We start from the raw sequence: 21,708 nt of genomic DNA, 5'->3' as shown, positions 1-21,708 counted from the left end.
TACTCCTCGCGTCGCTGCGGGAAGTTGCGGCCGTGAAGATCAATGCCCCGCCCCGGTGCCGAAAATGCGAGGTATGTGAGGTTTACCGGGGTTACTGCTGATCCCGGTCCTTCTCCTGGCTACCCAAGCGCGGCGGCGGATCCCCGCGCGCGCCCCCACGGATGCACCCATGCGCCCCGGTTACGGGCCGGGTGCTCTCCCCCCGCGCACGCGCACGGGCGTAACCCCTGGTGACGGCCGTAGTTGTGTTCATCATGGAAGAGACGATCCCGGACAACGAAGCCGCGCAGATCCCGAGGCAGCGCGGGGAATCGTTGCTGGACACCGCAGTTCGCTACGCCGAGGAGCGGCACTGGGACGTGGTCCCGGGCACCTGGCTCGAACCCGTCGGCGGGGTCCAGCGCTGTTCGTGCGGTGACGCCGCGTGTCCCGCCCCCGGCGCACACCCCGACGGGCCGGGCTGGGCGGACCGGGCGACGGGCAGCGCGACCGTCGCCCGCCGCATGTGGCAGGAGCGCCCGGCGGCGTCCGTGCTGCTGCCCACGGGCCGTGCGTTCGACGCGATCTCCGTACCGGAGACGGCGGGCTTCCTCGCGCTCGCCCGCATGGAACGGATGGAGCTGACACTCGGTCCGGTGACCCTGACCCCGCACCGGCGCATGGAGTTCTTCGTCCTGCCCGGCGCGGCGGCGAAGGTGCCGGGCCTGGTGCGCACCCTGGGCTGGCCGCCCGCCTCGCTGGATCTGACGGTGCTCGGCGAGGGCGCCTGGGTGGCCGCGCCGCCCACCCGGTCCGGGTCCCGGGGGGCCGTGCAGTGGGCCTGCCGGCCGACCCCGGCGAACCGGTGGCTGCCGGACGCGGAGGAGCTGATCCCGCCGCTGGCCTACGCGTGCGGGCGGGACAGGTAGGGGGCGCGTCCGCGCGCCCCTGAGCGACTCCCCCGTCCCGCCGTAGGGTTCTCGTTCGACGGAGGGAGACGCGGTGGGCGCTAGTGCCGTACGTGTGGAAGGGCTCTGGAAGCGGTTCGGGCAGCAGGTCGCGGTCGCCGGGATCGATCTGGAGCTGCCCGCGGGCCGGTTCATCGGGCTCGTCGGCCCGAACGGGGCCGGGAAGACGACCACGTTGTCGATGGTGACCGGGCTGCTGCGCCCCGACGGGGGCACGGTCGAGGTCGTCGGCCACGACGTGTGGCGCGACCCGGTCGAGGTGAAGGCGCGCATCGGCGTGCTGCCCGAGGGCCTGCGGCTGTTCGAGCGGCTCTCGGGCCGCGAACTGCTCGGCTACTCCGGCCGGTTGCGCGGGCTGCCCGGCGCCGAGGTCGACAAGCGGGCCGGCCAGCTGCTCGACGTGCTGGACCTCGCCGGGGCCCAGCACAAGCTGGTGGTCGACTACTCCACCGGCATGCGCAAGAAGATCGGCCTCGCCACCGCCCTGCTCCACAACCCCGAAGTCCTCTTCCTGGACGAGCCGTTCGAGGGCGTCGACCCGGTCTCCGCGCAGACCATCCGGGGCGTCCTGGAGCGCTACACCGCCTCCGGCGCCACCGTCGTGTTCTCTTCCCACGTCATGGAGCTGGTCGAGTCGCTGTGCGACTGGGTGGCGGTGATGGCGGCGGGCCGGATCCGCGCCCACGGCCCGCTCGCCGAGGTCCGCGGCGACGCCTCCTCACTGCAGGAGGCGTTCCTCGGACTCGTGGGCGCGCACGGCCGCGACGCGGCGTCCGACCTGGACTGGCTCGGCGGCGGCGGTGCCCGGTGAGCGCGCCCGCCCTCACCCCGGTCATGGTCCGGCTGAAGCTGTCCCTGCTGCGCAACGGCCTGCGCCGGTCCGGCGGGCGCCGGGCCGCCTACATCGCCTCGGCGGTCTGCGCGCTGCTCTTCGCCGTGCTCCAGTTCGCCGGTCTGGTCGCGCTGCGCGGGGTCGGCCACGTGGAGTCCCTGGTGGTGCTGCTGGTGGCGGTGCTGGGGCTCGGCTGGGCGGTGATGCCGCTGTTCTTCCCCAGCGGCGACGAGACCCTGGACCCGACCCGGCTGGTGATGCTGCCGCTGCGCCCCGAACCGCTGGTGCGGTCCCTGCTGGTGGCGTCCCTGGTGGGCATCGGGCCGCTGTTCACGCTGTGCCTGCTGGCCGGTTCGGTGATCGCCGTGGCCGACGGCGGGGCCGCCTTCGCGGCCGGGGTGGTCGCCGTCCCGCTGGCGCTGCTGGTGTGCGTGGCGCTCGCGCGGGCGGTCGCCGCGGCCAACGTACGGCTGCTGAGCAGCCGCCGCGGCCGAGACCTGGCGGTGCTCAGCGGTCTGCTGGTCGCGGTCGGCGCGCAGGTGGTCAACTTCGGCGCCCAGCGGCTCGGTTCCTCCGGGCTCGCACAGCTCGGCCCGGTGGCGGACGTCCTGGGCTGGATCCCGCCGGCCTCCGCACTGGCCGCGGTGCACGCGGCCGGTGAGGGCTCCTACGCCGTCGCCGCCGCCCGGCTCGCCCTCACCGCGGGCGCCCTGGCCGGGCTGCTGGCGCTGTGGACACGGTCCCTGACCCGGCTGATGACGGCGCCCGACGGCTCCACCCTGCCGGTGTCCGGGCCGGCCGCCCGCGACCGCGCCTCCGGCGGGCTCACCCGGCTGCTGCCCGCGGGCCGCACCGGCACGGTCATGGACCGCAGCCTGCGCTACGTCTGGCGGGACCCCAAGACGAAGGCAGCCTGGGTCACCTCGCTCGCGATCGGCCTGATCGTGCCCGTCTTCAACGCCTGGCAGGGCACCGGCTCCGTGTACTTCGCCTGCTTCGCCGCCGGGATGCTCGGCATCATGATGTACAACCAGTTCGGCCAGGACACCTCGGCGTTCTGGATCGTCGCGACGACGATCTCCTCCGCCCGGGACGCCCACGCCGAGCTGCGCGGCCGGGCACTGGCCCTGCTGGTGATCACCCTGCCGTACGCCACGTTCGTGACCGTCCTGACCGCGGCCGTGCTGGGCGACTGGGAGCGGATGCCGGAGGCGCTGGGCCTGTCCTTCGCCCTGCTCGGGGCGATGCTGGCGACCGGCGCCTGGACCTCGGCCCGCTTCCCCTACTCGATCCCGCAGGAGGGCTACAAGAACGTCGCCCCCGGCCAGACCGGCCTCGCCTGGATCTCCGTCTTCGGCGGCATGATGGCGGCGGCGGTCCTGTGCGCCCCGGTCATCGCGGCGACGATCTGGCTCAACGTCAGCGCGGACGGCCGCCAGTGGGCCTGGCTCCTCCTCCCCGCGGGCACCCTCTACGGCGCCGCCCTCACCGCCCTCGGCCTCCGCCTGGCCGCCCCCCGCACGGCAGCCCGCCTCCCGGAGATCCTCACGGCGGTCAGCAGGGCGTAGCCGCTCGCGCGGGGCCGGGGGGCGGCTCGCGCGAGGGCCGGAGGACGGCTCACGCAAGGGCCGGAGGACAGCTCACGCGGCGGCCGGAGGACAGCTCACGCAAGGGCCGGAGGACAGCTCACGCGGCGGCCGGAGGACAGCTCACGCGAGGGCCGGAGGACGGCTCACGCGAGGGCCGGGGCAGGGCGGGCGGGCTCCACGCACGCGGTGCGGCCGCGGGGGAACGCCCCGGCAGGGGCCGGTCAGGGCAGGCGGAGGCCGTCGAGGAAAGGTTCGACGGCGGCGCGCCAGGCGTCGGGCTGGTCGTAGTGGACGAGGTGGCCGGCGTCGGCGACCTCCGCGTACCGGCCGTGGGGGAGGACGCGGACCATCTCCTGGGCCTCCGCCCGGCCCAGCTCACCGTCGAGGCCGCGGACCACCAGCGCCGGGCAGCGCACCTGGGCCAGTTCCTCCCAGTGCGCGTCGTAGACCCAGGTCTCGCGGGAGCGGAGCATCTGCTCGGGGTCGAAGACCGGCCGCCAGCCGTCCGGGGCCTCGGCCATCACCTCGGCGTAGAACGCGCCCCGGGCCGGGTTCGGCCGCTCCACCCAGGGGTCGTCCTCGCCGAACCACTTGCGGACGTCGGCGAGCGTGGCGAACGGGACCGGCCAGGCCTTGAACCACGCGTCCCACTCCCGCTGGGAGGCCGCGCCGAGCGCGGAGGCCCGCATGTCGCAGATGACCACCCCGCGCACCAGGTCGGGCCGTTTCGCGGCGAGCTGCCAGGCGGTCAGCGCGCCCATCGCGTGGCCGACGAGGACGGCCGGGCCGAGGCCGAGCTGCTCCAGGGCGGCCTCGGTGTCGTCCACGTAGGCGTCGCGGCTGAAGGCGGCCCGCGGGGGCTTCTCGCTGCGGCCGTGGCCGCGCTGGTCGAGGGCGACGGCCCGGTACCGCTCGGAGAGCCAGCGGGCGGTGGACGCCCAGTGCGAGGCGCGGCCCATCAGACCGTGCAGTAACAGCACGCCCCCGGTGCCCCCGGTGCCCTCGGCCCCGTCGTCGCGGTCCGCCGCGGTCTTGGGCGGGTCGCCGAACTCCCAGGCGGCCAGACGTACGCCGCCCGCCCCCGTCACGTCGATGCGTCGCGCCATGTCCTGGCACCCCCCAAGCTCGCTGCCTGTCGTGCTGTGTCCTGACGGCCCTGCCGTGATGCTCCTGTCCGCCGGGCCGCTTCGCGCGTCGTCCGGCGCGCCCGGGGCGCGGCCGCTGCCGTCGGCCGTCCACCCGCAGACTATCGAATGCGTATTCGAAAATACTCTTTCGCCCGGCAACACCCCTCATACGAGTGACACCCCGTCATGATTGACCGCCGCAGCCGAGGGGAGATCTTCATCGGGAGGCGGGCCGCTCGGGGAAATCGGTCCGCCGGGGGTGACCCTGGGAGCTCGGGGCTCCGGGTCAGCACAGGGGAGGACAGGCCCCGGCGCCGTGCGGCGCCGGGGCCCCTCCCGTGGTCACGGCACATCCTCCCGCCCCTCCCCGACCGGGTGGCACCCCTTGCGGCGGCCCGGCCAAGAGCCCTTCAGGTATATGCACCAGGCGACAGCCTCGCACGGGAACGAGCCCGGCGTCGCCGTTCCGCGCACTGGCCCCCGGATTCGGCGCGAACCAGCCATCCCCTGCCGCCGACGGGGCGTCAACCGCGCGTCAACCCGCGTGCCGGGCAAGGGAGTTGACCGGCCCGGGAGGGGGCGACGCCGCCCGGCCCGCCCGCGGCCGGGGCGGGCCGGCCCGTCTCAGGGCTTGGCGACGAAGACGTGCGAGGCGACATCCGCCGCCAGCTCGGCGGCCTCGCCGCCGCTGCCCACCAGCACTCCGCCCGCCGACTCCGTCACGCTCACCACGGAACCGGGCTGCACGCCCGCCCGGCGCAGGGTGTACATCAGCTGGGCGTCCGTCTGGATCGGCTCGCCGATCCTGCGCACCACGACCGTCTTGCCCTCGGCGCCCGGGTCGAGATCGGCCAGCGAGACCATGCCCTCGTCCAGGAACGGGTCGGCCCCGTCCTTCTCGCCCAGCTCCTCCAGTCCCGGGATGGGGTTGCCGTACGGCGACTCGGTCGGGTGCCGCAGCAGCTCCAGCACCCGGCGCTCGACGGCCTCGCTCATCACGTGTTCCCAGCGGCACGCCTCGGCGTGCACCTGCTCCCACTCCAGCCCGATCACGTCGACGAGCAGGCACTCGGCGAGCCGGTGCTTGCGCATCACGCGGGTGGCCAGGCGGCGTCCCTCGTCGGTGAGCTCCAGGTGCCGGTCGGCCGCGACGGAGACCAGTCCGTCGCGCTCCATGCGCGCCACCGTCTGGCTGACCGTCGGCCCGCTCTGGTCGAGCCGCTCGGCGATCCGGGCACGCATGGGGACCACACCTTCCTCCTCCAGCTCGAGGATGGTGCGGAGATACATCTCCGTGGTGTCGATCAGTCCGGACATACGTGCCCCTCGATTAGCTCTGCGATTGGCTCTGCCGGAGGCTGGACGGCTCACCGGCGCATGCGCTGGCCCTGGACTCAATTCTTACGCATCCGGCCGACAACCGGGCCCCGCGGTGCGAACGAGGGGTCCGGCCGGTGGTACCGGGCTCCCCGGCCGCCCGTGACCGGGGCCGCGGACCCGGGCTCCCGCACCGCGGCGGGCGGCCCGCCCACGCCGTATTGACAGCGCACTGGTCCAGACCGCACGGTGATCCGCGACACAGCCACCCCGAAGGGATGCCGCATGAGCGACCGCACGCCGGCCGACCGGTTCCTCGACGCCGCGACGGACCTGCTGCACCGGGTCCGCGACGAGGAGGCCGACGCCATCGCGTCCGCGGGCACCCTGATCGCCGACACCGTGGCGGACGGCGGGCGGCTGTTCGCCTTCGGCGCCGGCCACTCCTCGCTCGCCGCGCAGGACGTCGTCTACCGCGCGGGCGGCCTCGCCCTGATGAACCTGCTGGTGGTCCCCGGCGTCGTCGGCGTCGACGTCATGCCCGCCACGCTCGGCTCCGCCCTGGAACGCGTCGACGGGCTCGCGGCGGCCGTCCTGGACTCCTCCCCGCTGCGCGCGGGCGACGTCCTGGTGATCATCTCGCTGTCCGGGCGCAACGCGCTCCCGGTGGAGATGGCGATGAACGCCCGCGCCCTGGGCGTACGGGTCGTCGGGGTCACCTCGGTCGCCTACGCCTCACAGACCACCTCCCGGCACGTCTCCGGGACGTTCCTGAAGGACCACTGCGACGTCGTGCTCGACTCCAAGATCGCCGTCGGGGACGCGGAGCTGACCCACGACCGCGTCCCGGCGCCCTTCGCCCCCGCCTCCACCGTGGTCACCACCGCGCTGCTCCAGGCGGTCATGGCGACCGCCGCCGCCGGCCTGGCCGACCGCGGCATCGAACCGCCGCTGCTGCGCTCCGGCAACGTGGACGGCGGCCACGAGTGGAACGGCCGGGTCTTCGGGGAGTACGGCGACCGGATCTTCTACCGCCACTGAACCCCGTCCACCGCCAGGGACCGGGGGCGCCCGCGCCCAACGGGGAAGGGCTACCCCTCGCCCACCAGGCCCGCCAGGTCCAGGGCCGTGGCGATGCGCAGGGCGACGTCCTCGGCGTAGAGGGTGTCCGCGCGTTCGAAGGGGGAGCGGCCCGCCCCGCGCAGAAACGTCACGGCACCCAGGGTGCGGCCCCGGCTGCGCAGCACCGTGCACAGGGCGTGCGCGGTGTCCGGCGGCCACTGCCGGGCCACCGCCCACGCGCGCGCCTCGTCGGCCGCACCCGCGGCGGCCCGCACCGACCCGGCCCGCTGCACGCACTGCAGCGCCGGGTGCTTCTCCCCGTAGCGCACCGGCAGGCCCGCCCGCCCGGCCAGCCTGCTCGGGCCGGGGGCCCCGGACGGGGTGGCGGCGATCCGCACCAGCCGGACCGGAGCGGCCGGGTCCACGCCGAGGACGGGGCCCTCGGCGATCCGGTCGATGAGCGCGTGGTCGGCGAACCCGGCGAGCGCGAAGTCCAGGTGGACGGTCACCGCCTCCGCCGGGTCCTCGCACTCGGCCGCCGCGCGCGCGGCCCGGTGCAGCTGCTGCGACCGGAACCGCAGCAGGGACGCCTCCTGCTCGACCTGGCGGGACTCGGTGACGTCCTGGAACAGCCAGCCCACGCCGAGCGGCACCGGCTCCTCCGCGAGCGGCGAGGACAGCCGGACGAACCCGCTGCGCCAGCACCGCCGCCGCTCCCCCTCCGGTGTGCGCACGCTCACCCAGATCTCGGCGGGAGCGGGCGGGGCGCCCTCCGCCAGCACGTGGGTCAGGGCGCTCTCCAGCTCCTCCACGCCCTGGGTCAGCAGTTCTCCGAGCGGCCTGCCGAGGACGGAGGTGCGCCCGGCGCCCAGGGCCTTCGCCGCGTGGGCGTTGACCACGGCCGGCCGCAGGTCGGCGTCGACCAGGACGACACCCCAGCTCGCCTCCTCCAGCAGGGCCTCGCTGAGCGCGATGGAGCGTTCCAGGTCGATCTGGGCGTGCACCTCGCTGAACGCGCAGTACACCCCGGCCGGCTTCCCCTCGGGTCCGCGCACGGCGGCGGACTGGGTGCGCACCAGCACCCGGCCGCCGTCCTTGGTCAGCAGCGCGAACTCGTGCACCTGGCGCCCGGGGGCGTCCATGGCGGACAGCAGCCGGGCCTCGACCTCCTCGGCGTCGGCGGGGCGCACCGCCCACCCGGCGAATCCCTGCCGCCCGACCGCCTCGGCCGCGGTCCACCCGAGGATGCGTTCCGCCTCGCGGTTCCAGTGCGTCACCACACCGTCCGCGTCGAAGGCGCACAGCGCCGCGTCCATGCCGTCGAGCAGTGCGGCGAGCAGATCGGCCCCGTCCGCACCGTCCCGACCCTCCCGCCCGGGCTCGTCGGGCCCGAGCTCGTCGGTGGTCCCACTACGCCGGGAAGCACTCACCTGGACCCCCTGCCGGCTGCGTCCGCACGTACGGCACGTTCGGTTCGCTCAACTGCAACTATTCAACGTGAACGTGACTCAGCGCACACCGGGTTCCCGCAAGATTGAGGGAATCGTTGCACTGCGCCACCGTCATTGTCCTGCCCCCGCCGGGCGGCCCGCGGCGGCGCCACCGCCCCGGCCGGGCGGATCACGGAAAAAACGCTTGCCTCCGGCACGCGGGGCTTTTTAGGGTTCCCGTACACGAGAAGGGAGGTGGTTCGGCAGATGTATGCATACCGGACGCGTGAGGTGACTGCGGGCTAGCGGCCCGTCACCCACTCAGTGCGGTGCCGGACCAGCGCGTGATCCACGCGCGCAGCCGGCCCAGTCCCAAGCAGTCACCCGACCCGCGAGTCGCCGGTACGTCCGGCCGGCTCCTCCTCCGGAGGAACCCGACTCGCGGGTCGTCTGCGTTCCGCGGTGTGTCCCGCCCCTCGCGCGGCGGGGTCAGCGGGTGATGTCGCCGTAGCCCTCGATCTCGCGCGGGTCCCGGCTGCCGGGGCCCACGTAGTGGGCGGAGGGGCGGACGAGGCGGCCGGTGCGCTTCTGCTCCAGGATGTGCGCCGACCAGCCCGCGGTGCGGGCACAGGTGAACATCGACGTGAACATGTGGGCCGGGACCTCGGCGAAGTCCAGGACGATGGCCGCCCAGAACTCGACGTTGGTGGCCAGCACCCGGTCGGGACGGCGGGCGTGCAGTTCCGCCAGGGCCGCCTTCTCCAGGGCCTCGGCGACCTCGTAGCGCGGGGCGCCCAGCTCGCGGGCGGTGCGGCGCAGCACGCGGGCGCGGGGGTCCTCCGCGCGGTACACGCGGTGGCCGAAGCCCATCAGGCGCTCGCCCTTGTCGAGGGTGCTGCGGACGTACGCCTCGGCGTCCCCGGTGCGCTCGATCTCCTCGATCATGTGCAGCACCCGGGAGGGGGCGCCGCCGTGCAGCGGGCCCGACATGGCGCCGACGGCGCCGGAGAGGGCCGCCGCCACGTCCGCGCCGGTGGAGGCGATGACCCGGGCGGTGAACGTGGACGCGTTCATGCCGTGCTCGGCCGCGGACGTCCAGTAGGCGTCCACCGCCGCCACGTGCCGCGGGTCGGGCTCGCCCCGCCAGCGGATCATGAAGCGTTCGACGATGGAGTCGGCCTTGTCGATCTCGCGCTGCGGCACCATCGGCCGGCCCTGTCCGCGCGCGGACTGCGCCACGTAGGACAGCGCCATGACGGCGGCGCGGGCGAGGTCGTCGCGGGCCTGCGCGGCATCGATGTCGAGGAGCGGTTTCAGGCCCCACACGGGTGCCAGCATGGCGAGCGCGGACTGCACGTCGACCCGTATGTCACCGGAGTGCACGGGGATGGGGAACGGCTCGGCGGGCGGCAGGCCGGGATTGAAGGCGCCGTCGACGAGCAGGCCCCAGACGTTGCCGAAGGAGACCTTGCCCACCAGATCCTCGATGTCGACGCCCCGGTACCGCAGGGCGCCGCCCTCCTTGTCCGGTTCGGCGATCTCCGTTTCGAACGCGACGACTCCTTCGAGCCCGGGTACGAAGTCGGACATCAGGCGGCTCCTCGTGATGTGGGTGACGGATGGGCGTGCTGCGTCGGTGCGGTGGGGGGAGAAGGGGCGCTGGGGCTGGTGGTGCCGGAAGTGCTGGTGAGGAAGGTGGGGTGGGTGGGGGCTGGACGACCGGGGGTCGGCTCCGGCTCTCGGCGGCTCGGGGGGCGTCCGGTGGATCCACGGTCCTCGCGGGAGGAGGGCTCGCGGTCCGGGACGTCACCCCTGTGATGCCCGGCCGGCGGCCCGCCAACCGGGTCGGTGCCAGCACGATATCCCTGAGTGCCAGTTTTGGGGAGTCTTCGCGGCACTGAGTGCCACCTGGGACGCGCTGCGTGACCGGGGTCACATCTGTCCCCCGGCTCCGCGCATGCGGCAGGATGACGACGTGACCGACCCAGACGCCGTGCCCTTCGACCTCGCCGCGATGCGCAAGCAGTACCGGGCGGACGGGCTCAGTGAGGCCGACCTGGCCGCCTCCCCCGTCGAACAGTTCGCGCGCTGGTTCAAGCAGGCCGCGACGGACGGCGGGCTGTTCGAGCCGAACGCCATGATCGTCTCCACCGCGGACCCCGAAGGGCGGCCCAGCGCGCGCACGGTGCTGCTGAAGCAGTTCGACGACGACGGTTTCGTCTTCTACACCAACTACGACTCCCGCAAGGGCCGCGAGCTCACCGCGAACCCGCACGTCTCCCTGCTGTTCCCGTGGCACCCGATGGCACGCCAGGTCATCGTCACCGGCGTGGCCCGGCGCACCGGCCGCGACGAGACGGCCCGCTACTTCCGCACCCGCCCGCACGGCTCCCAGCTCGGCGCCTGGGCCAGCGGCCAGTCCTCGGTGATCGCCTCCCGCGCGGACCTGGACGCCGCCTACGCCGAGCTCGCGGCCCGCTACCCGGAGGGCGAGCAGGTGCCCGTGCCGCCGCACTGGGGCGGTTTCCGGGTGACACCGCTGGCCGTGGAGTTCTGGCAGGGCCGGGAGAACCGCCTGCACGACCGGCTGCGGTACGTGGCTCAGGACGGCGGCGGCTGGCGGGTGGAGCGGCTCGCGCCGTGACGGGACGGGTGGCCCCGGAGACGGGTCCCCCTACAGCTTGCCCCACACGTACGCGGTGCGGTGCCCGTCCAGCACCGCGGCGGTCCGGGCGCGGAAGCCGGCTCCGAGGCCGGGCCAGTTCCGGAACTCCAGGCCGAGGGCGCCCAGCGCGAGGGGGGTCTCGTCCCAGGTCCACTCCTGGACCGGGACAAGCACGGCGCACCCGGGGCAGGCGACGGCCGCGGCACCCGCCTGCTTCCAGGTCCGCATGGCGTCGCAGAACCGCTCCCAGAGCCCGTCGTCCAGGTCGGTGGCCGTCCCGCAGGCGGGGCACAGGGCCGCGCCGGGGAGGTCGGCGCCGCTGGTGAAGCCGGCGCGCCCGGTGTGCACGGCCAGGCCGTCGGTCGGGGGCCGGTCCGGCTCGCCGGCCGCCACCCGGTGCCAGTGCGGGCCGGGCGGGTACTCCGCGGGCCGGCCCGGCCCGGACGGCCCGGGCGGGGGCAGGACGATGCCCTCGGACACGAGCCACGCGACGGCGCGGCGCGCGAGGCGCTCCGCCTCCTCCCCGGTCGCGTCGAGGTCGACGATCACCTGGTAGTGGTCGCCCACGGCTCAGCCCAGCGCCCCGTCCAGCAGGGCCGCCCACTGCGCCACCACGCGCTCGCGGCGGGCCGTGTCGTCGGTGAGGAGGTTGGCCAGGCCCAGGCCGCGCGCCATGTCGAGCAGGCCCTGCACGCTCTCGCGGACGCCGGGGCGGCTCTCGTCGGCGCCGAGGAGGTCCACGGCGATGCGGTGCGTCTCGCGGCCCACGCGGGACTCCAGTTCGGTCACCCGCGCACGCAGCTGCTCCTCGTTGGAGGCGGCGACCCACAGGTGCAGGGCGGCCCGGAACAGCGGGCCGGTGAACAGGTCCACCAGGGCGGCCACCACCGCGCGCCGTTCCCCGGGCCCGGCGCCGTCGGGGAAGAGGGCGCGCAGGGCGGTGGAGCGTTCCTCGGCGACGTACTCGACGGCCGCGGTGAACAGGTCCTCGCGGGTCGGGAAGTGGTGCTGGGCGGCGCCCCGCGACACCCCGGCCCGCTCGGCCACCACGGAGACCGTCGAGCCGGCCCAGCCGTGTTCGGCGAGGCAGGCCACCGCGGCCTCCAGCAGGCGCTGCCGGGTGGCCCGGCTGCGGTCCTGTTTGGGGACTCGTTCGGCACGGTCCGCCGTGCTCACACCACCCATGTCGGATCCCGTCGTTCGAGGAAGGCCGTCATTCCCTCGCGCGCGTGGTCGGAGGCGAACAGCCCGGCCGAGAGCGCGGTCAGGGCCGCCGCGTCCCGGTCGAAGGTTTCCAGCACCCTAGCCGTGAGCAGCCGTTTCGTCGCGGCCAGGGCCTCGGGGGCGGACCGGCGCAGCCCGTCGAGGACCGGGGCGAGGACGGCGTCGACGTCGGCGCCGGACGCGGTGAGCAGGCCGATGCGGGCGGCCTCGGCGGCGTCGAAGCGCTCCCCGGTGAGGTAGTAGCGGGCCAGGGCGCGCGGGTCGGTGCGCGGCAGCAGCGGCAGGGAGATGACGGCCGGGGCGACGCCGATGCGGACCTCGGTGAAGGCGAACGTGGCGTCGTGGGAGGCGGCGGTGATGTCGCAGGCGGCGAGCAGGCCGAGCCCGCCGGCGCGGACGTGCCCGGTGACCCGGGCGACGACGGGCCGGGGCAGCTCGACGAGCTGCCGCAACAGGCCCACCAGCGCGTCCGGGGCGGGCGGGTCGCGCAGGTCGGCCCCGGCGCTGAAGGTGGTGCCGGTGTGGGTGAGGACGACGGCGCGGACGCCGGGGTCCCGCCCGGCCACGGCCAGCGCGTCGGCGAGCTCGCCGACGAGGGCCGCGGACAGGGCGTTGCGGCGCTCCGGGGCGTCGAGCGTGAGGGTCTCGACGCCCCGGTCACGGGTGCGGGCTATCAGGCTCACGAGGGCTCCTTGTGCGCCGCCCGGAGTTCGCGGCGCAGGATCTTGCCGGAGGCGGCCCGGGGGACGGCGTCGAGGAAGGTGACCTGCCGGACCCGCTTGTAGGGGGCGACGCGCTCGGCGACGTACATCATGACCTCTCCCTCGGACAGGCCGGGGGCGGACGGCTGGCGCACCACGTGGGCGTGCGGGACCTCGTTGCCGTCCTCGTTGTAGACGCCGGTCACGGCGGCGTCGGCGATACCGGGGTGGGTCAGCAGCAGCGCCTCCAGTTCGGCGGGGGCCACCTGGAAGCCCTTGTACTTGATCAGCTCCTTGACCCGGTCGACGACGAACAGCCAGCCGGCCTCGTCGACGTGTCCCACGTCCCCGGTGTGCAGCCAGCCCTCACCGTCGATCATCGCGGCGGTGGCGTCGGGGCGGCCGAGGTAGCCCTTCATCACCTGCGGGCCGCGGATGAGGATCTCGCCGGACTCGCCGGGCCCGAGGTCCTTGCCGGGGTCGTCCAGGGACACGATGCGCATCTCGGTGCCCGCGATCAGCCTGCCGACGGTGCCGGGCGGCGCCTCGTCCATGGCGTCCAGGGGGACGACGTGGGTGCCCGGCGACAGCTCCGTCATGCCGTACGCCTGCCCGACGGGCGGCAGGCCGAGCCGCTTCGAGCAGGCGGCGGCGAGGCCGGCGTCCAGGGGGGCGGCGGCGCTGATGACGTGCTGCAGGGAGGACAGGTCGTACTCGGCGACCATCGGGTGCTTGGCGAGGGCGAGGACGATGGGCGGGGCCACGTACAGGGCGGTGATGCGGTGGTTCTGGATGGCGGCGAGGAACTGTTCCAGGTCGAAGCGGGGCAGCACGACGACGGTGGCGCCCTGCCGCAGCGGGGCGTTCATGAGGGCGGTCAGGCCGTAGATGTGGAAGAACGGCAGCACGGCGAGGATGCGGTCGCCGGGGCCCGCGGTGATGGCCGGTTCGAGCTGGGCGAGGTTGGTGGCGATCTGCCGGTGGGTGAGCATCACGCCCTTGGGCACGCCGGTGGTGCCGGAGGAGTAGGGCAGCGCGGCCACGTCCTCGGCCGGGTCGATGGCGACCTGCGGTTCGGGGGCGGTGGAGGCCAGCATGTCGATGAGCGACCGGTGTCCGGGCGCGCTGTCGCAGACGAAGATCTCCTCGACCCCGCCGGCGATCTCCGCGGCCCGGCGGGCGGTCGCCAGCAGCGGGGAGACGGTGACGATCCAGCGGGCCGCCGAGTCGGTGAGCTGCTTGGCGAACTCCTCGGCGGTGGCGAGCGGGTGGACGGTGGTGACGGCGGCGCCCGCGCGGGTGGCGGCGTAGAAGGCGGTGGGGAACGCGATGGTGTTGGGGCTGTGCAGGGCGAGCACGTCGCCCTTGCGCACCCCGGCCTCGGCGAGACCGGCGGCCACCCGCCGGTGGAACCGGTCCACCTGCTCGTAGGTGAGGGTGGTGCCGTCCGTGCCGTCGATGAGCGCCGGGGCGCTGCCGAACTCGGCGGCCCGCGCGAGCACCGCGTCGTGGATGGGCAGTTCGACCGGCGCGACGTCTGCGTACGTGCTGCGGAACATGGTTCCTCCTCCCGCGCCGGACGCGGTCCGGCGGGTCTCAGTACGACTTGGGCAGACCCAGGGTCTGGTGGGAGACGTAGTTGAGAATCATCTCCCTGCTCACCGGGGCAATACGAGACACGCGCGCCGCCGTTATCAGCGAGGCGAGCCCGTACTCGCGCGTGAGGCCGTTCCCGCCCAGGGTGTGCACGGCCTGGTCGACGGCCTTCACACACGCCTCGCCCGCCGCGTACTTGGCCATGTTGGCGGCCTCGCCGGCGCCGATGTCGTCGCCCGCGTCGCACAGGTGGGCGGCCTTCTGCATCATCAGCCGGGCCAGTTCCAGCTCGATGTGGGCCTGCGCGAGGGGGTGGGCGATGGCCTGGTGGGCGCCGATGGGGACCTTCCACACGGTGCGTTCGCGGGCGTACTCGACGGCGCGGGCGAGGGCGTAGCGGCCCATGCCGATGGCGAAGGCGGCGCCCATGATGCGCTCGGGGTTGAGGCCGGCGAAGAGCTGGAGCAGGCCCGCGTCCTCGTCACCGACCAGCGCCCCGGCCGGCAACCGCACGTCGTCCAGGACGAGTTCGAACTGCTTCTCGGAGGCGTTGAGTTCCATGTCGATGGCCCGTCGCTGGAAGCCCTCGGCGTCGCGCGGCACGATGAACAGGCAGGGCTTGAGGCTGCCGGTGCGGGCGTCCTCCATGCGGCCGACGATGAGCGTGGCGTCGGCGGTGTCCACGCCGGAGACGAACACCTTGCGGCCGGTGAGGAGCCAGTCCCCGGTGTCCGGGTCGCGGCGGGCGGTGGTGGTGATGCGGTGCGCGTTGGACCCGGCGTCGGGCTCGGTGATGCCGAACGCCATGGTGCGGGTGCCGTCGGCGAGCGCGGGCAGCCACGCGCGCTTCTGCTCCTCGGTGCCGAAGCGGGCGATGACGGTGCCGCAGATCGCGGGCGACACGACCATCATCAGCAGCGGGCAGCCCGCCGCACCCAACTCCTCCAGGACGATGGACAGTTCGGCGATTCCGCCACCCCCGCCGCCGTACTCCTCGGGCAGGTTGACGCCGAGGTAGCCCAACTTCGCGGCCTCGGACCACAGTTCCGCCGGGTGCCGGCCGGAGGAGACGGCGTTGGTGAGATAGTCGCGGCCGTACTTGGCGCCCAGGGCGGCGACGGCTGCGCGCAGGGCCTGGTGCTCTTCGGACTCGATCACGCTCATGCGGACTCCTCGGAGGAAGGGGTGCCGGCCGGCTGCACCACGGCCAGCAGCGTGCCGGGCTCCACCTGTCGGCCGGTCACCGCGTGCAGGGCGGTGACGACTCCGGTGACCGGGGCGGTGATCCTGTGCTGCATCTTCATGGCCTCCAGCCACAGCAGGGGCTGTCCGGCCTCCACGGCGGCCCCCTCGGCGACGCCGTCCGCGATCCGCACGACGGTGCCCGGCATGGGGGCCAGCAGGGAGCCGGGGACGAGCCGGTCGGCGGGGTCGGGGAAGCGGGGCAGGGCGGTCAGGGCGATGTCGTTGACGTACACCCGGTCGCCGTAGCGGCCGACGGTGTAGCGGCGCCGGACGCCGTCGGTCTCCAGGACCACGAGGTCCGGCCCGGCGCGCACCACCCGCACCCCGTCGGCGGCCAGACCGTCGCGGGTGTGCCGGTAGCGGACCTCGTGCTCCTCGCCCGCCATGGCGTACCGCTTGACCTGGGGCTGTGCGGGCAGGTTGCGCCAGCCGCCGAAGCGGGAACGGCCGTGCGCGTCGGCCAGGGCGGCGGCCAGCGGCGCGTACGGGTCGGCGGCCGGCCCGGTCAGCGCGTCCAGGTGACGGCCGTAGAAGCCGGTGTCCATGCGGCCCCGGGCGAACTCCTCGTGCCGCAGGGAGCGCACGAGGAGGTCCCGGTTGGTGACGGGGCCGTGGATCACCGCGCGCTCGAGGGCGGAGACGAGCTTGCGGACCGCTTCCGCGCGGGTGGGGGCGTGGGCGACGGCCTTGGCGAGCAGGGGGTCGTAGTGCACGCCGACGGTGTCGCCGTCGGTGTAGCCGGTGTCCAGGCGTACGGAGTCGGGGACGGAGAGGCGGTGCAGCCGGCCGGTCTGCGGCGCCCACTGCCGGGCGGGGTCCTCGGCGTAGAGGCGGGCCTCGACGGCGTGCCCGTGCGGGCGGGGCGGCTCGCCGTCGAGGGCGTGGCCCTCGGCGATCCGGATCTGCTCCGCGACCAGGTCGATGCCGAACACGGCCTCCGTCACCGGGTGTTCCACCTGGAGGCGGGTGTTCATCTCCAGGAAGTGCGCCCGGCCGTCGGCCACCAGGAACTCGACCGTGCCGGCGCCCACGTAGGAGACGGCCCGCGCGGCGCGCACGGCGAGGGCGTGCAACTCCTCGGTGAGCCGCGGGGGCAGGCCGGGCGCGGGAGCCTCCTCGATCACCTTCTGGTGGCGGCGCTGGAGGGAGCAGTCGCGGGTGCCGAGCGCCCACACCGTGCCGTGGGTGTCGGCGAGCACCTGTACCTCGACGTGCCGCCCGCCCTCCACGTACGGCTCGGTGAACACCTCGCCGTCGCCGAAGGCACTCGCCGCCTCCGCGCGGGCGGCGGCCAGCTCGGCGTCCAGGTCCGCCAGGCGCCGTACGACCCGCATGCCGCGTCCCCCGCCGCCGGCCGCCGCCTTGACCAGCACCGGCAGGTCGGCCTCGGTGACCTCCTCCAGCGGCTCGACGCCCATCAGTTCCTTGGCCCGCGTCTTGGACGCCATCGCCTCGATGGCCTCCGGCGGCGGCCCGATCCACACCAGGCCCGCGTCCCGGACGGCGCGCGCGAATCCGGCGTTCTCGGCGAGGAATCCGTAGCCGGGGTGCACGGCCTCGGCGCCGGCCGCGAGGGCGGCCTTCACGATCAGGTCGCCGCGCAGGTAGGTGTCGGCGGGCGCCGCCCCCGGCAGCCGTACCGCCACGTCGGCCAGCCGCGTGTGCAGGGCGTCCTCGTCGGCGTCGGAGTGCACGGCGACGGTCCGGATGCCCAGTTCACCGCAGGTACGGGTGATGCGGCAGGCGATCTCGCCGCGGTTCGCCACAAGAAGGGTGGTGATCATGGGCCTCACATCCGGAAGACGCCGAAGCCGCCGCGCACGCCCTCGTAGGGGGCGGTGTGGATCGCGGACAGGCACAGGCCGAGGACGGTGCGGGTGTCGCGCGGGTCGATGACCCCGTCGTCGTACAGCCGCCCGGACAGGAACATCGGCAGGGACTCGGACTCGATCTGCTGCTCCACCATGGCGCGCAGCGCCGCGTCCGCCTCGTCGTCGTAGGGCCGTCCCTTCGCCGCCGCCGACTGCCGGGCGACGATGGACAGCACCCCGGCGAGCTGCTGCGGCCCCATGACGGCGGACTTGGCGCTCGGCCAGGCGAACAGGAAGCGCGGGTCGTACGCCCGCCCGCACATGCCGTAGTGCCCGGCGCCGTAGGAGGCGCCCATCAGCACGGACAGGTGCGGGACGCGGGAGTTGGAGACCGCGTTGATCATCATCGCGCCGTGCTTGATGATGCCGCCCTGCTCGTACTCCTTGCCGACCATGTAGCCGGTGGTGTTGTGCAGGAACAGCAGCGGGATGTCCCGCTGGTTGGCCAGCTGGATGAACTGGGCGGCCTTCTGCGACTCCTCGCTGAACAGCACGCCCTGCGCGTTGGCGAGGATGCCGACCGGATAGCCGTGCAGGGCGGCCCAGCCGGTGGTGAGGCTGGTCCCGTACAGCGGCTTGAACTCGTCGAAGTCGGAGCCGTCGACGATGCGGGCGACGACCTCCCGCGGATCGAAGGGGATCTTCAGGTCGCCGGGGACGATGCCCAGCAGCTCCTCCGGATCGTACTTCGGCGGCTCGGCGGGCCCCGGATCCCGGTACGCCTTGCGGTGGTTGAGGCGGGCCACGACACGGCGGGCCTGGCGCAGCGCGTCGGGTTCGTCGACGGCGAAGTGGTCGGCGAGGCCGGAGACCCGGGCGTGCATCCCGGCGCCGCCGAGGGACTCGTCGTCGCTCTCCTCGCCGGTGGCCATCTTCACCAGCGGCGGGCCGCCGAGGAAGACCTTCGCCCGCTCCTCGACCATGATGACGTGGTCGGACATGCCGGGCACATAGGCGCCCCCGGCGGTGGAGTTGCCGAAGACGACGGCGACGGTCGGGATGCCGGCCGCGGACAGCCGGGTCAGGTCGCGGAAGATCGCGCCGCCCGGGATGAAGATCTCCTTCTGCGACGGCAGGTCGGCCCCGCCGGACTCCACCAGACTGATCACGGGCAGCCGGTTGGCGAGCGCGATGTCGTTGGCGCGCAGGGCCTTCTTCAGCGACCAGGGGTTGCTCGCACCGCCGCGCACGGTCGGGTCGTTGGCGGTGATCAGGCATTCCACGCCCTCGACGACACCGATCCCGGTGACCAGGGACGCACCGACGGCGTACTCGCTGCCCCAGGCCGCCAGCGGGGACAGCTCCAGGAACGGCGTGTCGGGGTCGAGGAGCAGCTCGATGCGCTCGCGGGCGAGGAGTTTGCCGCGCCCGCGGTGCCGTTCGACGTACTTCTCGCCACCGCCCGCGAGGGCCTTGGCGTGTTCGGTGTCGAGGTCGGCCAGCTTGGCGAGCATGGCCTCGCGGTTCGCCCGGTACTCCGGGTCTCCGGTGTCCAGGGCCGAGCCGAGGACCGTCACAGCAGCACCTCCGGGAGGTCGACGTGGCGGGAGCGCAGCCATTCGCCGAGCGCCTTGGCCTGCGGGTCGAAGCGGGCCTGCGCGGCGACGCCCTCGCCGAGGATCCCGGCGACGACGAAGTTCAGGGCGCGCAGGCGGGGCAGCACGTGCCGGGTGACGGGAAGGTCGCGGGCCTCGGGGATCAGCTCGCGGAACCGCTCGACGGTCAGCTCGTGCGCGAGCCACCGCCAGGCGTCGTCGGAGCGCACCCACACCCCCACGTTGGCGTCGCCGCCCTTGTCGCCGCTGCGGGCCCCGGCGACCCGCCCGAGGGGCGCCCGGGTCACCGGGCCGGGCGGCAGCGGCTCCGGCAGCGCGGGCCCGGGCACGTCCCGCAACTCGGCGTACTCCCCCGGCGGGCCGACCGGCACGCGGCGCCCGTCGTGGAGGACGGCCACCTGGGCCACCTCCTCCTGCGGGACGTACACCCCTTCGAACACCCCGTACGGGGAGCCCTTCCCGGGGGGCGCGAGCACGTGGAAACCGGGGTAACTGGCCAGCGCCAGCTCGATCGCGGCCCCGCTGAGCGCCCTGCCGACCGCCTCCTGCCGCGGGTCGCGGACGACGAGTCGCAGCAGGGCACTGGCCGTCTCCTGCGTGGGCGCGTCGGGCCGGTCGGTGCGGACCAGCTCCCACCGCACCTCGGCGGGCGGCGACTTGGCGAGCGCCTCGGTCATCTGGGCGCGCACCAGGTCCGCCTTGGCCTCGATGTCGAGCCCGGTGAGCACGAACACGACCTCGTTGCGGAAGCCGCCGAGCCGGTTGACGCCGACCTTGAGACGGGGCGGCGGGGCCTCGCCGCGCACGCCGTCGATCCGCACCCGGTCCGGGCCCTCGGCGGTGAGCCGCACGGTGTCCAGACGGGTGGTGGTGTCGGGGCCCGCGTACCGGGCGCCGCCCGTCTCGTACAGCAGCTGCGCGGTCACCGTGCCCACGTCGACGAGGCCACCGGTGCCGGGGTGCTTGGTGATCACGCTGCTGCCGTCCTCGTGCAGCTCGGCGACGGGGAAGCCGGGCCGGACGGTCCTCGCCCCGTCGAAGAAGGCGTAGTTGCCGCCGGTCGCCTGCGTCCCGCACTCCAGCACGTGCCCGGCGGCCACGGCACCCGCGAGCCGGTCGTGGTCCGTCGGCGCCCAGCCGAAGTGCGCGGCGGCGGGCCCGGTGACCAGGGCCGCGTCGGTGACCCGCCCGGTGACGACGAGGTCGGCGCCCTCGCGCAGGCAGGCGGCGATGCCGGAACCGCCGAGGTAGGCGTGCGCGGCGAGGCTGCCGGGGTGGCGCGCGGTGAGGTCGTCGCCCTCCACGTGGGCGACCCGCAGCGGGATGCCGAGCCGGCCGGCCAGGGCCCGCACGGCGTCGGCGAGCCCGGCCGGGTTGAGGCCGCCCGCGTTGGTGACGATCCGGACGCCCCGCTCGTGGGCGAGGCCGAGGGTGTCCTCCAGCTGCCGCAGGAAGGTGCGCGCGTACCCGGCGGCGGGGTCCTTCATCCGGTCGCGGGCCAGGATGAGCATGGTCAGCTCGGCGAGGTAGTCGCCGGTGAGGACGTCGAGTTCCCCGCCGGTCAGCATCTCGCGCAGGGCGTGGGCGCGGTCCCCGTAGAACCCGGAGAAGTTGCCGATGCGCAAGGGGGCGGCCGTCACGAGGCGTCCCCCTTCGGCGCCCGCCCGCCGCCGGGCGGCCCGGCGAACGCCTGCGCGATGTCCAGCCAGCGGTCGGCGTCCGGCCCCACGGCGGTCAGGGCGAGGTCGGCGCGGTGGGCGCGCTGGGTGACCAGCAGACAGAAGTCCAGCCCCGGTCCGGTGACCCGCTGGGCCGCGTCCTCGGGGCCGTAGGTCCACATCTCCCCGCCGGGCGCGGTGAGTTCGACACGGAACGGCTCGGCGGGCGGGGTCAGCCCGTGCACCCCGTACGCGAAGTCCCGGGTGCGGACGCCGAGTCGGGCGATGTGCCGCAGCCGCGCGGTGGGAGCACGCTCCGCGCCCAGCGCGTCCGCCACGTCCAGGCCGTGCGCCCAGGTCTCCATGAGGCGGGCGGTGGCCATGGAGGCGGCGGACATCGGCGGCCCGTACCAGGGGACGCGCACCCCGGACGGCACGGCCCGCAGGGCCTCGTCGAGCGCCCGGCGCCCCTCCCGCCACCGCCGCAGCAGCTCGGCCCGCGGCAGCCGCACGCCCTCCTCCGCACCCTCGTCCACGAAGGTGTACGGCGCGGCGAGGGCCGCCTCGACCAGCTTCCGGAACCCGTCCTCGTCGGTGACGGCGACCAGTGCGGAGTGGTCCGTCCAGGCCAGGTGCGCGATCTGGTGGGCGACGGTCCAGCCGGCGGCGGGCGTCGCGAGGTCCCACTGCCCGGGCTCGAGACCGGCCACGAGCCGGTCGAGCTCCTCGCTCTCCTCCCGCAGATCGTCGATCACAGGCGTCGGATCGGACACGAGGCGCTCCCCTCGGGGCACGGACACGGCGTGCGGACACGGCGGTGCGGCGGTGCGTGGTCCGCGGTGCGGACGCGGTGGGTGGTGCGTGGTGCGTGGTGCGGGTCAGCAGTGC

General features: G+C 74.5%; 18 protein-coding genes. 5 read left to right on the top strand and 13 right to left on the bottom strand.

All coding sequences use genetic code 11. The annotated features are described in order from the left end of the window. The first annotated feature begins 254 nt into the window (after positions 1-254). The 3 genes from ACIRPP_RS07175 to ACIRPP_RS07165 all read left to right on the top strand — a co-directional run bounded on the left by ACIRPP_RS07175 (position 255) and on the right by ACIRPP_RS07165 (position 3,347). Positions 255-908 carry a bifunctional DNA primase/polymerase gene (locus tag ACIRPP_RS07175; protein WP_403638690.1) on the top strand — a complete coding sequence of 218 codons (654 nt, stop codon included), beginning with the start codon at positions 255-257 and terminating at the stop codon, positions 906-908. A gap of 73 nt (positions 909-981) precedes the next feature. Then, positions 982-1,758: an ABC transporter ATP-binding protein gene (locus ACIRPP_RS07170; protein ID WP_403638688.1), complete on the top strand. Its 777-nt coding sequence runs from the start codon at positions 982-984 to the stop codon at positions 1,756-1,758. Positions 1,759-1,781: 23 nt separating this feature from the next. Beyond that, positions 1,782-3,347: a transporter gene (locus ACIRPP_RS07165; protein ID WP_403639163.1), complete on the top strand. Its 1,566-nt coding sequence runs from the start codon at positions 1,782-1,784 to the stop codon at positions 3,345-3,347. Between the two features lie 242 nt (positions 3,348-3,589). Here ACIRPP_RS07165 and ACIRPP_RS07160 read toward each other — a convergent pair whose 3' ends face one another. Both ACIRPP_RS07160 and ACIRPP_RS07155 read right to left on the bottom strand, forming a co-directional pair. Continuing rightward, positions 3,590-4,474 carry an alpha/beta fold hydrolase gene (locus ACIRPP_RS07160; protein WP_403638686.1) on the bottom strand — a complete coding sequence of 295 codons (885 nt, stop codon included), beginning with the start codon at positions 4,472-4,474 and terminating at the stop codon, positions 3,590-3,592. Positions 4,475-5,119: 645 nt separating this feature from the next. Then, positions 5,120-5,812 carry a metal-dependent transcriptional regulator gene (locus tag ACIRPP_RS07155; RefSeq protein WP_164334528.1) on the bottom strand — a complete coding sequence of 231 codons (693 nt, stop codon included), beginning with the start codon at positions 5,810-5,812 and terminating at the stop codon, positions 5,120-5,122. A 285-nt stretch (positions 5,813-6,097) separates the two neighbouring features. Between ACIRPP_RS07155 and ACIRPP_RS07150 the strand changes: the two genes are divergently transcribed. Then, positions 6,098-6,853: an SIS domain-containing protein gene (locus ACIRPP_RS07150; protein ID WP_403638684.1), complete on the top strand. Its 756-nt coding sequence runs from the start codon at positions 6,098-6,100 to the stop codon at positions 6,851-6,853. A 50-nt stretch (positions 6,854-6,903) separates the two neighbouring features. Here ACIRPP_RS07150 and ACIRPP_RS07145 read toward each other — a convergent pair whose 3' ends face one another. Both ACIRPP_RS07145 and ACIRPP_RS07140 read right to left on the bottom strand, forming a co-directional pair. Beyond that, the gene (locus ACIRPP_RS07145; RefSeq protein ID WP_403638682.1) at positions 6,904-8,304 is read right to left on the bottom strand and encodes a PAS domain-containing protein; all 1,401 of its coding nucleotides are present in this window, start codon (positions 8,302-8,304) and stop codon (positions 6,904-6,906) included. A 489-nt stretch (positions 8,305-8,793) separates the two neighbouring features. Then, the gene (locus ACIRPP_RS07140; protein ID WP_403638680.1) at positions 8,794-9,894 is read right to left on the bottom strand and encodes a citrate synthase 2; all 1,101 of its coding nucleotides are present in this window, start codon (positions 9,892-9,894) and stop codon (positions 8,794-8,796) included. A gap of 367 nt (positions 9,895-10,261) precedes the next feature. Here ACIRPP_RS07140 and pdxH point away from each other — a divergent pair, with 367 nt between their 5' ends. Next, positions 10,262-10,948 carry a pyridoxamine 5'-phosphate oxidase gene (gene pdxH, locus ACIRPP_RS07135; protein WP_403638678.1) on the top strand — a complete coding sequence of 229 codons (687 nt, stop codon included), beginning with the start codon at positions 10,262-10,264 and terminating at the stop codon, positions 10,946-10,948. 30 nt (positions 10,949-10,978) lie between these two features. On the opposite strand, the gene ACIRPP_RS07130 is transcribed toward pdxH, so the two are convergent. The 9 genes from ACIRPP_RS07130 to ACIRPP_RS07090 are packed head-to-tail and all read right to left on the bottom strand — an operon-like array spanning position 10,979 to position 21,593. Continuing rightward, positions 10,979-11,536 (bottom strand): hypothetical protein, encoded by a 558-nt coding sequence (locus ACIRPP_RS07130; RefSeq protein WP_403638677.1) that lies wholly within the window; start codon positions 11,534-11,536, stop codon positions 10,979-10,981. Positions 11,537-11,539: 3 nt separating this feature from the next. Then, positions 11,540-12,154, bottom strand: coding sequence for a TetR/AcrR family transcriptional regulator (locus tag ACIRPP_RS07125; RefSeq protein WP_403638675.1), 615 nt, complete (start codon positions 12,152-12,154; stop codon positions 11,540-11,542). After that, the gene (locus ACIRPP_RS07120) at positions 12,142-12,876 is read right to left on the bottom strand and encodes an enoyl-CoA hydratase family protein (RefSeq protein WP_403638673.1); all 735 of its coding nucleotides are present in this window, start codon (positions 12,874-12,876) and stop codon (positions 12,142-12,144) included. The genes ACIRPP_RS07125 and ACIRPP_RS07120 overlap by 13 nt, the downstream gene beginning before the upstream one ends. Then, positions 12,873-14,453, bottom strand: a complete 1,581-nt coding sequence (locus ACIRPP_RS07115; RefSeq protein ID WP_403638671.1) for a 4-coumarate--CoA ligase family protein — start codon at positions 14,451-14,453, stop codon at positions 12,873-12,875. The genes ACIRPP_RS07120 and ACIRPP_RS07115 overlap by 4 nt, the downstream gene beginning before the upstream one ends. Positions 14,454-14,490: 37 nt before the next feature. Then, complete coding sequence (locus ACIRPP_RS07110) at positions 14,491-15,654, bottom strand: acyl-CoA dehydrogenase family protein (RefSeq protein ID WP_403638669.1); 1,164 nt, start codon at positions 15,652-15,654, stop codon at positions 14,491-14,493. After that, on the bottom strand, positions 15,651-17,519 hold the full coding sequence (locus ACIRPP_RS07105) for a biotin carboxylase N-terminal domain-containing protein (RefSeq protein ID WP_403638667.1): 1,869 nt from the start codon (positions 17,517-17,519) through the stop codon (positions 15,651-15,653). The genes ACIRPP_RS07110 and ACIRPP_RS07105 overlap by 4 nt, the downstream gene beginning before the upstream one ends. A gap of 5 nt (positions 17,520-17,524) precedes the next feature. Further along, positions 17,525-19,123 (bottom strand): acyl-CoA carboxylase subunit beta, encoded by a 1,599-nt coding sequence (locus ACIRPP_RS07100; RefSeq protein WP_403638665.1) that lies wholly within the window; start codon positions 19,121-19,123, stop codon positions 17,525-17,527. After that, complete coding sequence (locus ACIRPP_RS07095) at positions 19,120-20,802, bottom strand: acyclic terpene utilization AtuA family protein (RefSeq protein ID WP_403638663.1); 1,683 nt, start codon at positions 20,800-20,802, stop codon at positions 19,120-19,122. The genes ACIRPP_RS07100 and ACIRPP_RS07095 overlap by 4 nt, the downstream gene beginning before the upstream one ends. Next, a complete protein-coding gene (locus tag ACIRPP_RS07090) occupies positions 20,799-21,593 on the bottom strand; it encodes a TIGR03084 family metal-binding protein (protein ID WP_403638661.1) in 795 nt (264 codons plus the stop codon). Before ACIRPP_RS07090 ends, ACIRPP_RS07095 begins: the two co-directional genes overlap by 4 nt. Positions 21,594-21,708: the final 115 nt, after the last annotated feature.

Source organism: Streptomyces sp. NPDC101219 (genome assembly GCF_044767675.1).
Classification (GTDB): domain Bacteria; phylum Actinomycetota; class Actinomycetes; order Streptomycetales; family Streptomycetaceae; genus Streptomyces.
Note: the sequence above shows the minus strand (reverse complement) of the source record. Positions and strands in the feature narration are given on the sequence as shown.

What these genes read in the sequence shown, in the direction of transcription:
- ACIRPP_RS07175 (WP_403638690.1), top strand. Translation starts at nt 255, where the DNA reads ATGGAAGAGACGATCCCGGACAACGAAGCCGCGCAGATCCCGAGGCAG.
- ACIRPP_RS07165 (WP_403639163.1), top strand. Translation starts at nt 1,782, where the DNA reads ATGGTCCGGCTGAAGCTGTCCCTGCTGCGCAACGGCCTGCGCCGGTCC.
- ACIRPP_RS07160 (WP_403638686.1), bottom strand. Translation starts at nt 4,474, where the DNA reads ATGGCGCGACGCATCGACGTGACGGGGGCGGGCGGCGTACGTCTGGCC.
- ACIRPP_RS07155 (WP_164334528.1), bottom strand. Translation starts at nt 5,812, where the DNA reads ATGTCCGGACTGATCGACACCACGGAGATGTATCTCCGCACCATCCTC.
- ACIRPP_RS07150 (WP_403638684.1), top strand. Translation starts at nt 6,098, where the DNA reads ATGAGCGACCGCACGCCGGCCGACCGGTTCCTCGACGCCGCGACGGAC.
- ACIRPP_RS07140 (WP_403638680.1), bottom strand. Translation starts at nt 9,894, where the DNA reads ATGTCCGACTTCGTACCCGGGCTCGAAGGAGTCGTCGCGTTCGAAACG.
- pdxH (WP_403638678.1), top strand. Translation starts at nt 10,262, where the DNA reads ATGCGGCAGGATGACGACGTGACCGACCCAGACGCCGTGCCCTTCGAC.
- ACIRPP_RS07125 (WP_403638675.1), bottom strand. Translation starts at nt 12,154, where the DNA reads ATGGGTGGTGTGAGCACGGCGGACCGTGCCGAACGAGTCCCCAAACAG.
- ACIRPP_RS07115 (WP_403638671.1), bottom strand. Translation starts at nt 14,453, where the DNA reads ATGTTCCGCAGCACGTACGCAGACGTCGCGCCGGTCGAACTGCCCATC.
- ACIRPP_RS07110 (WP_403638669.1), bottom strand. Translation starts at nt 15,654, where the DNA reads ATGAGCGTGATCGAGTCCGAAGAGCACCAGGCCCTGCGCGCAGCCGTC.
- ACIRPP_RS07105 (WP_403638667.1), bottom strand. Translation starts at nt 17,519, where the DNA reads ATGATCACCACCCTTCTTGTGGCGAACCGCGGCGAGATCGCCTGCCGC.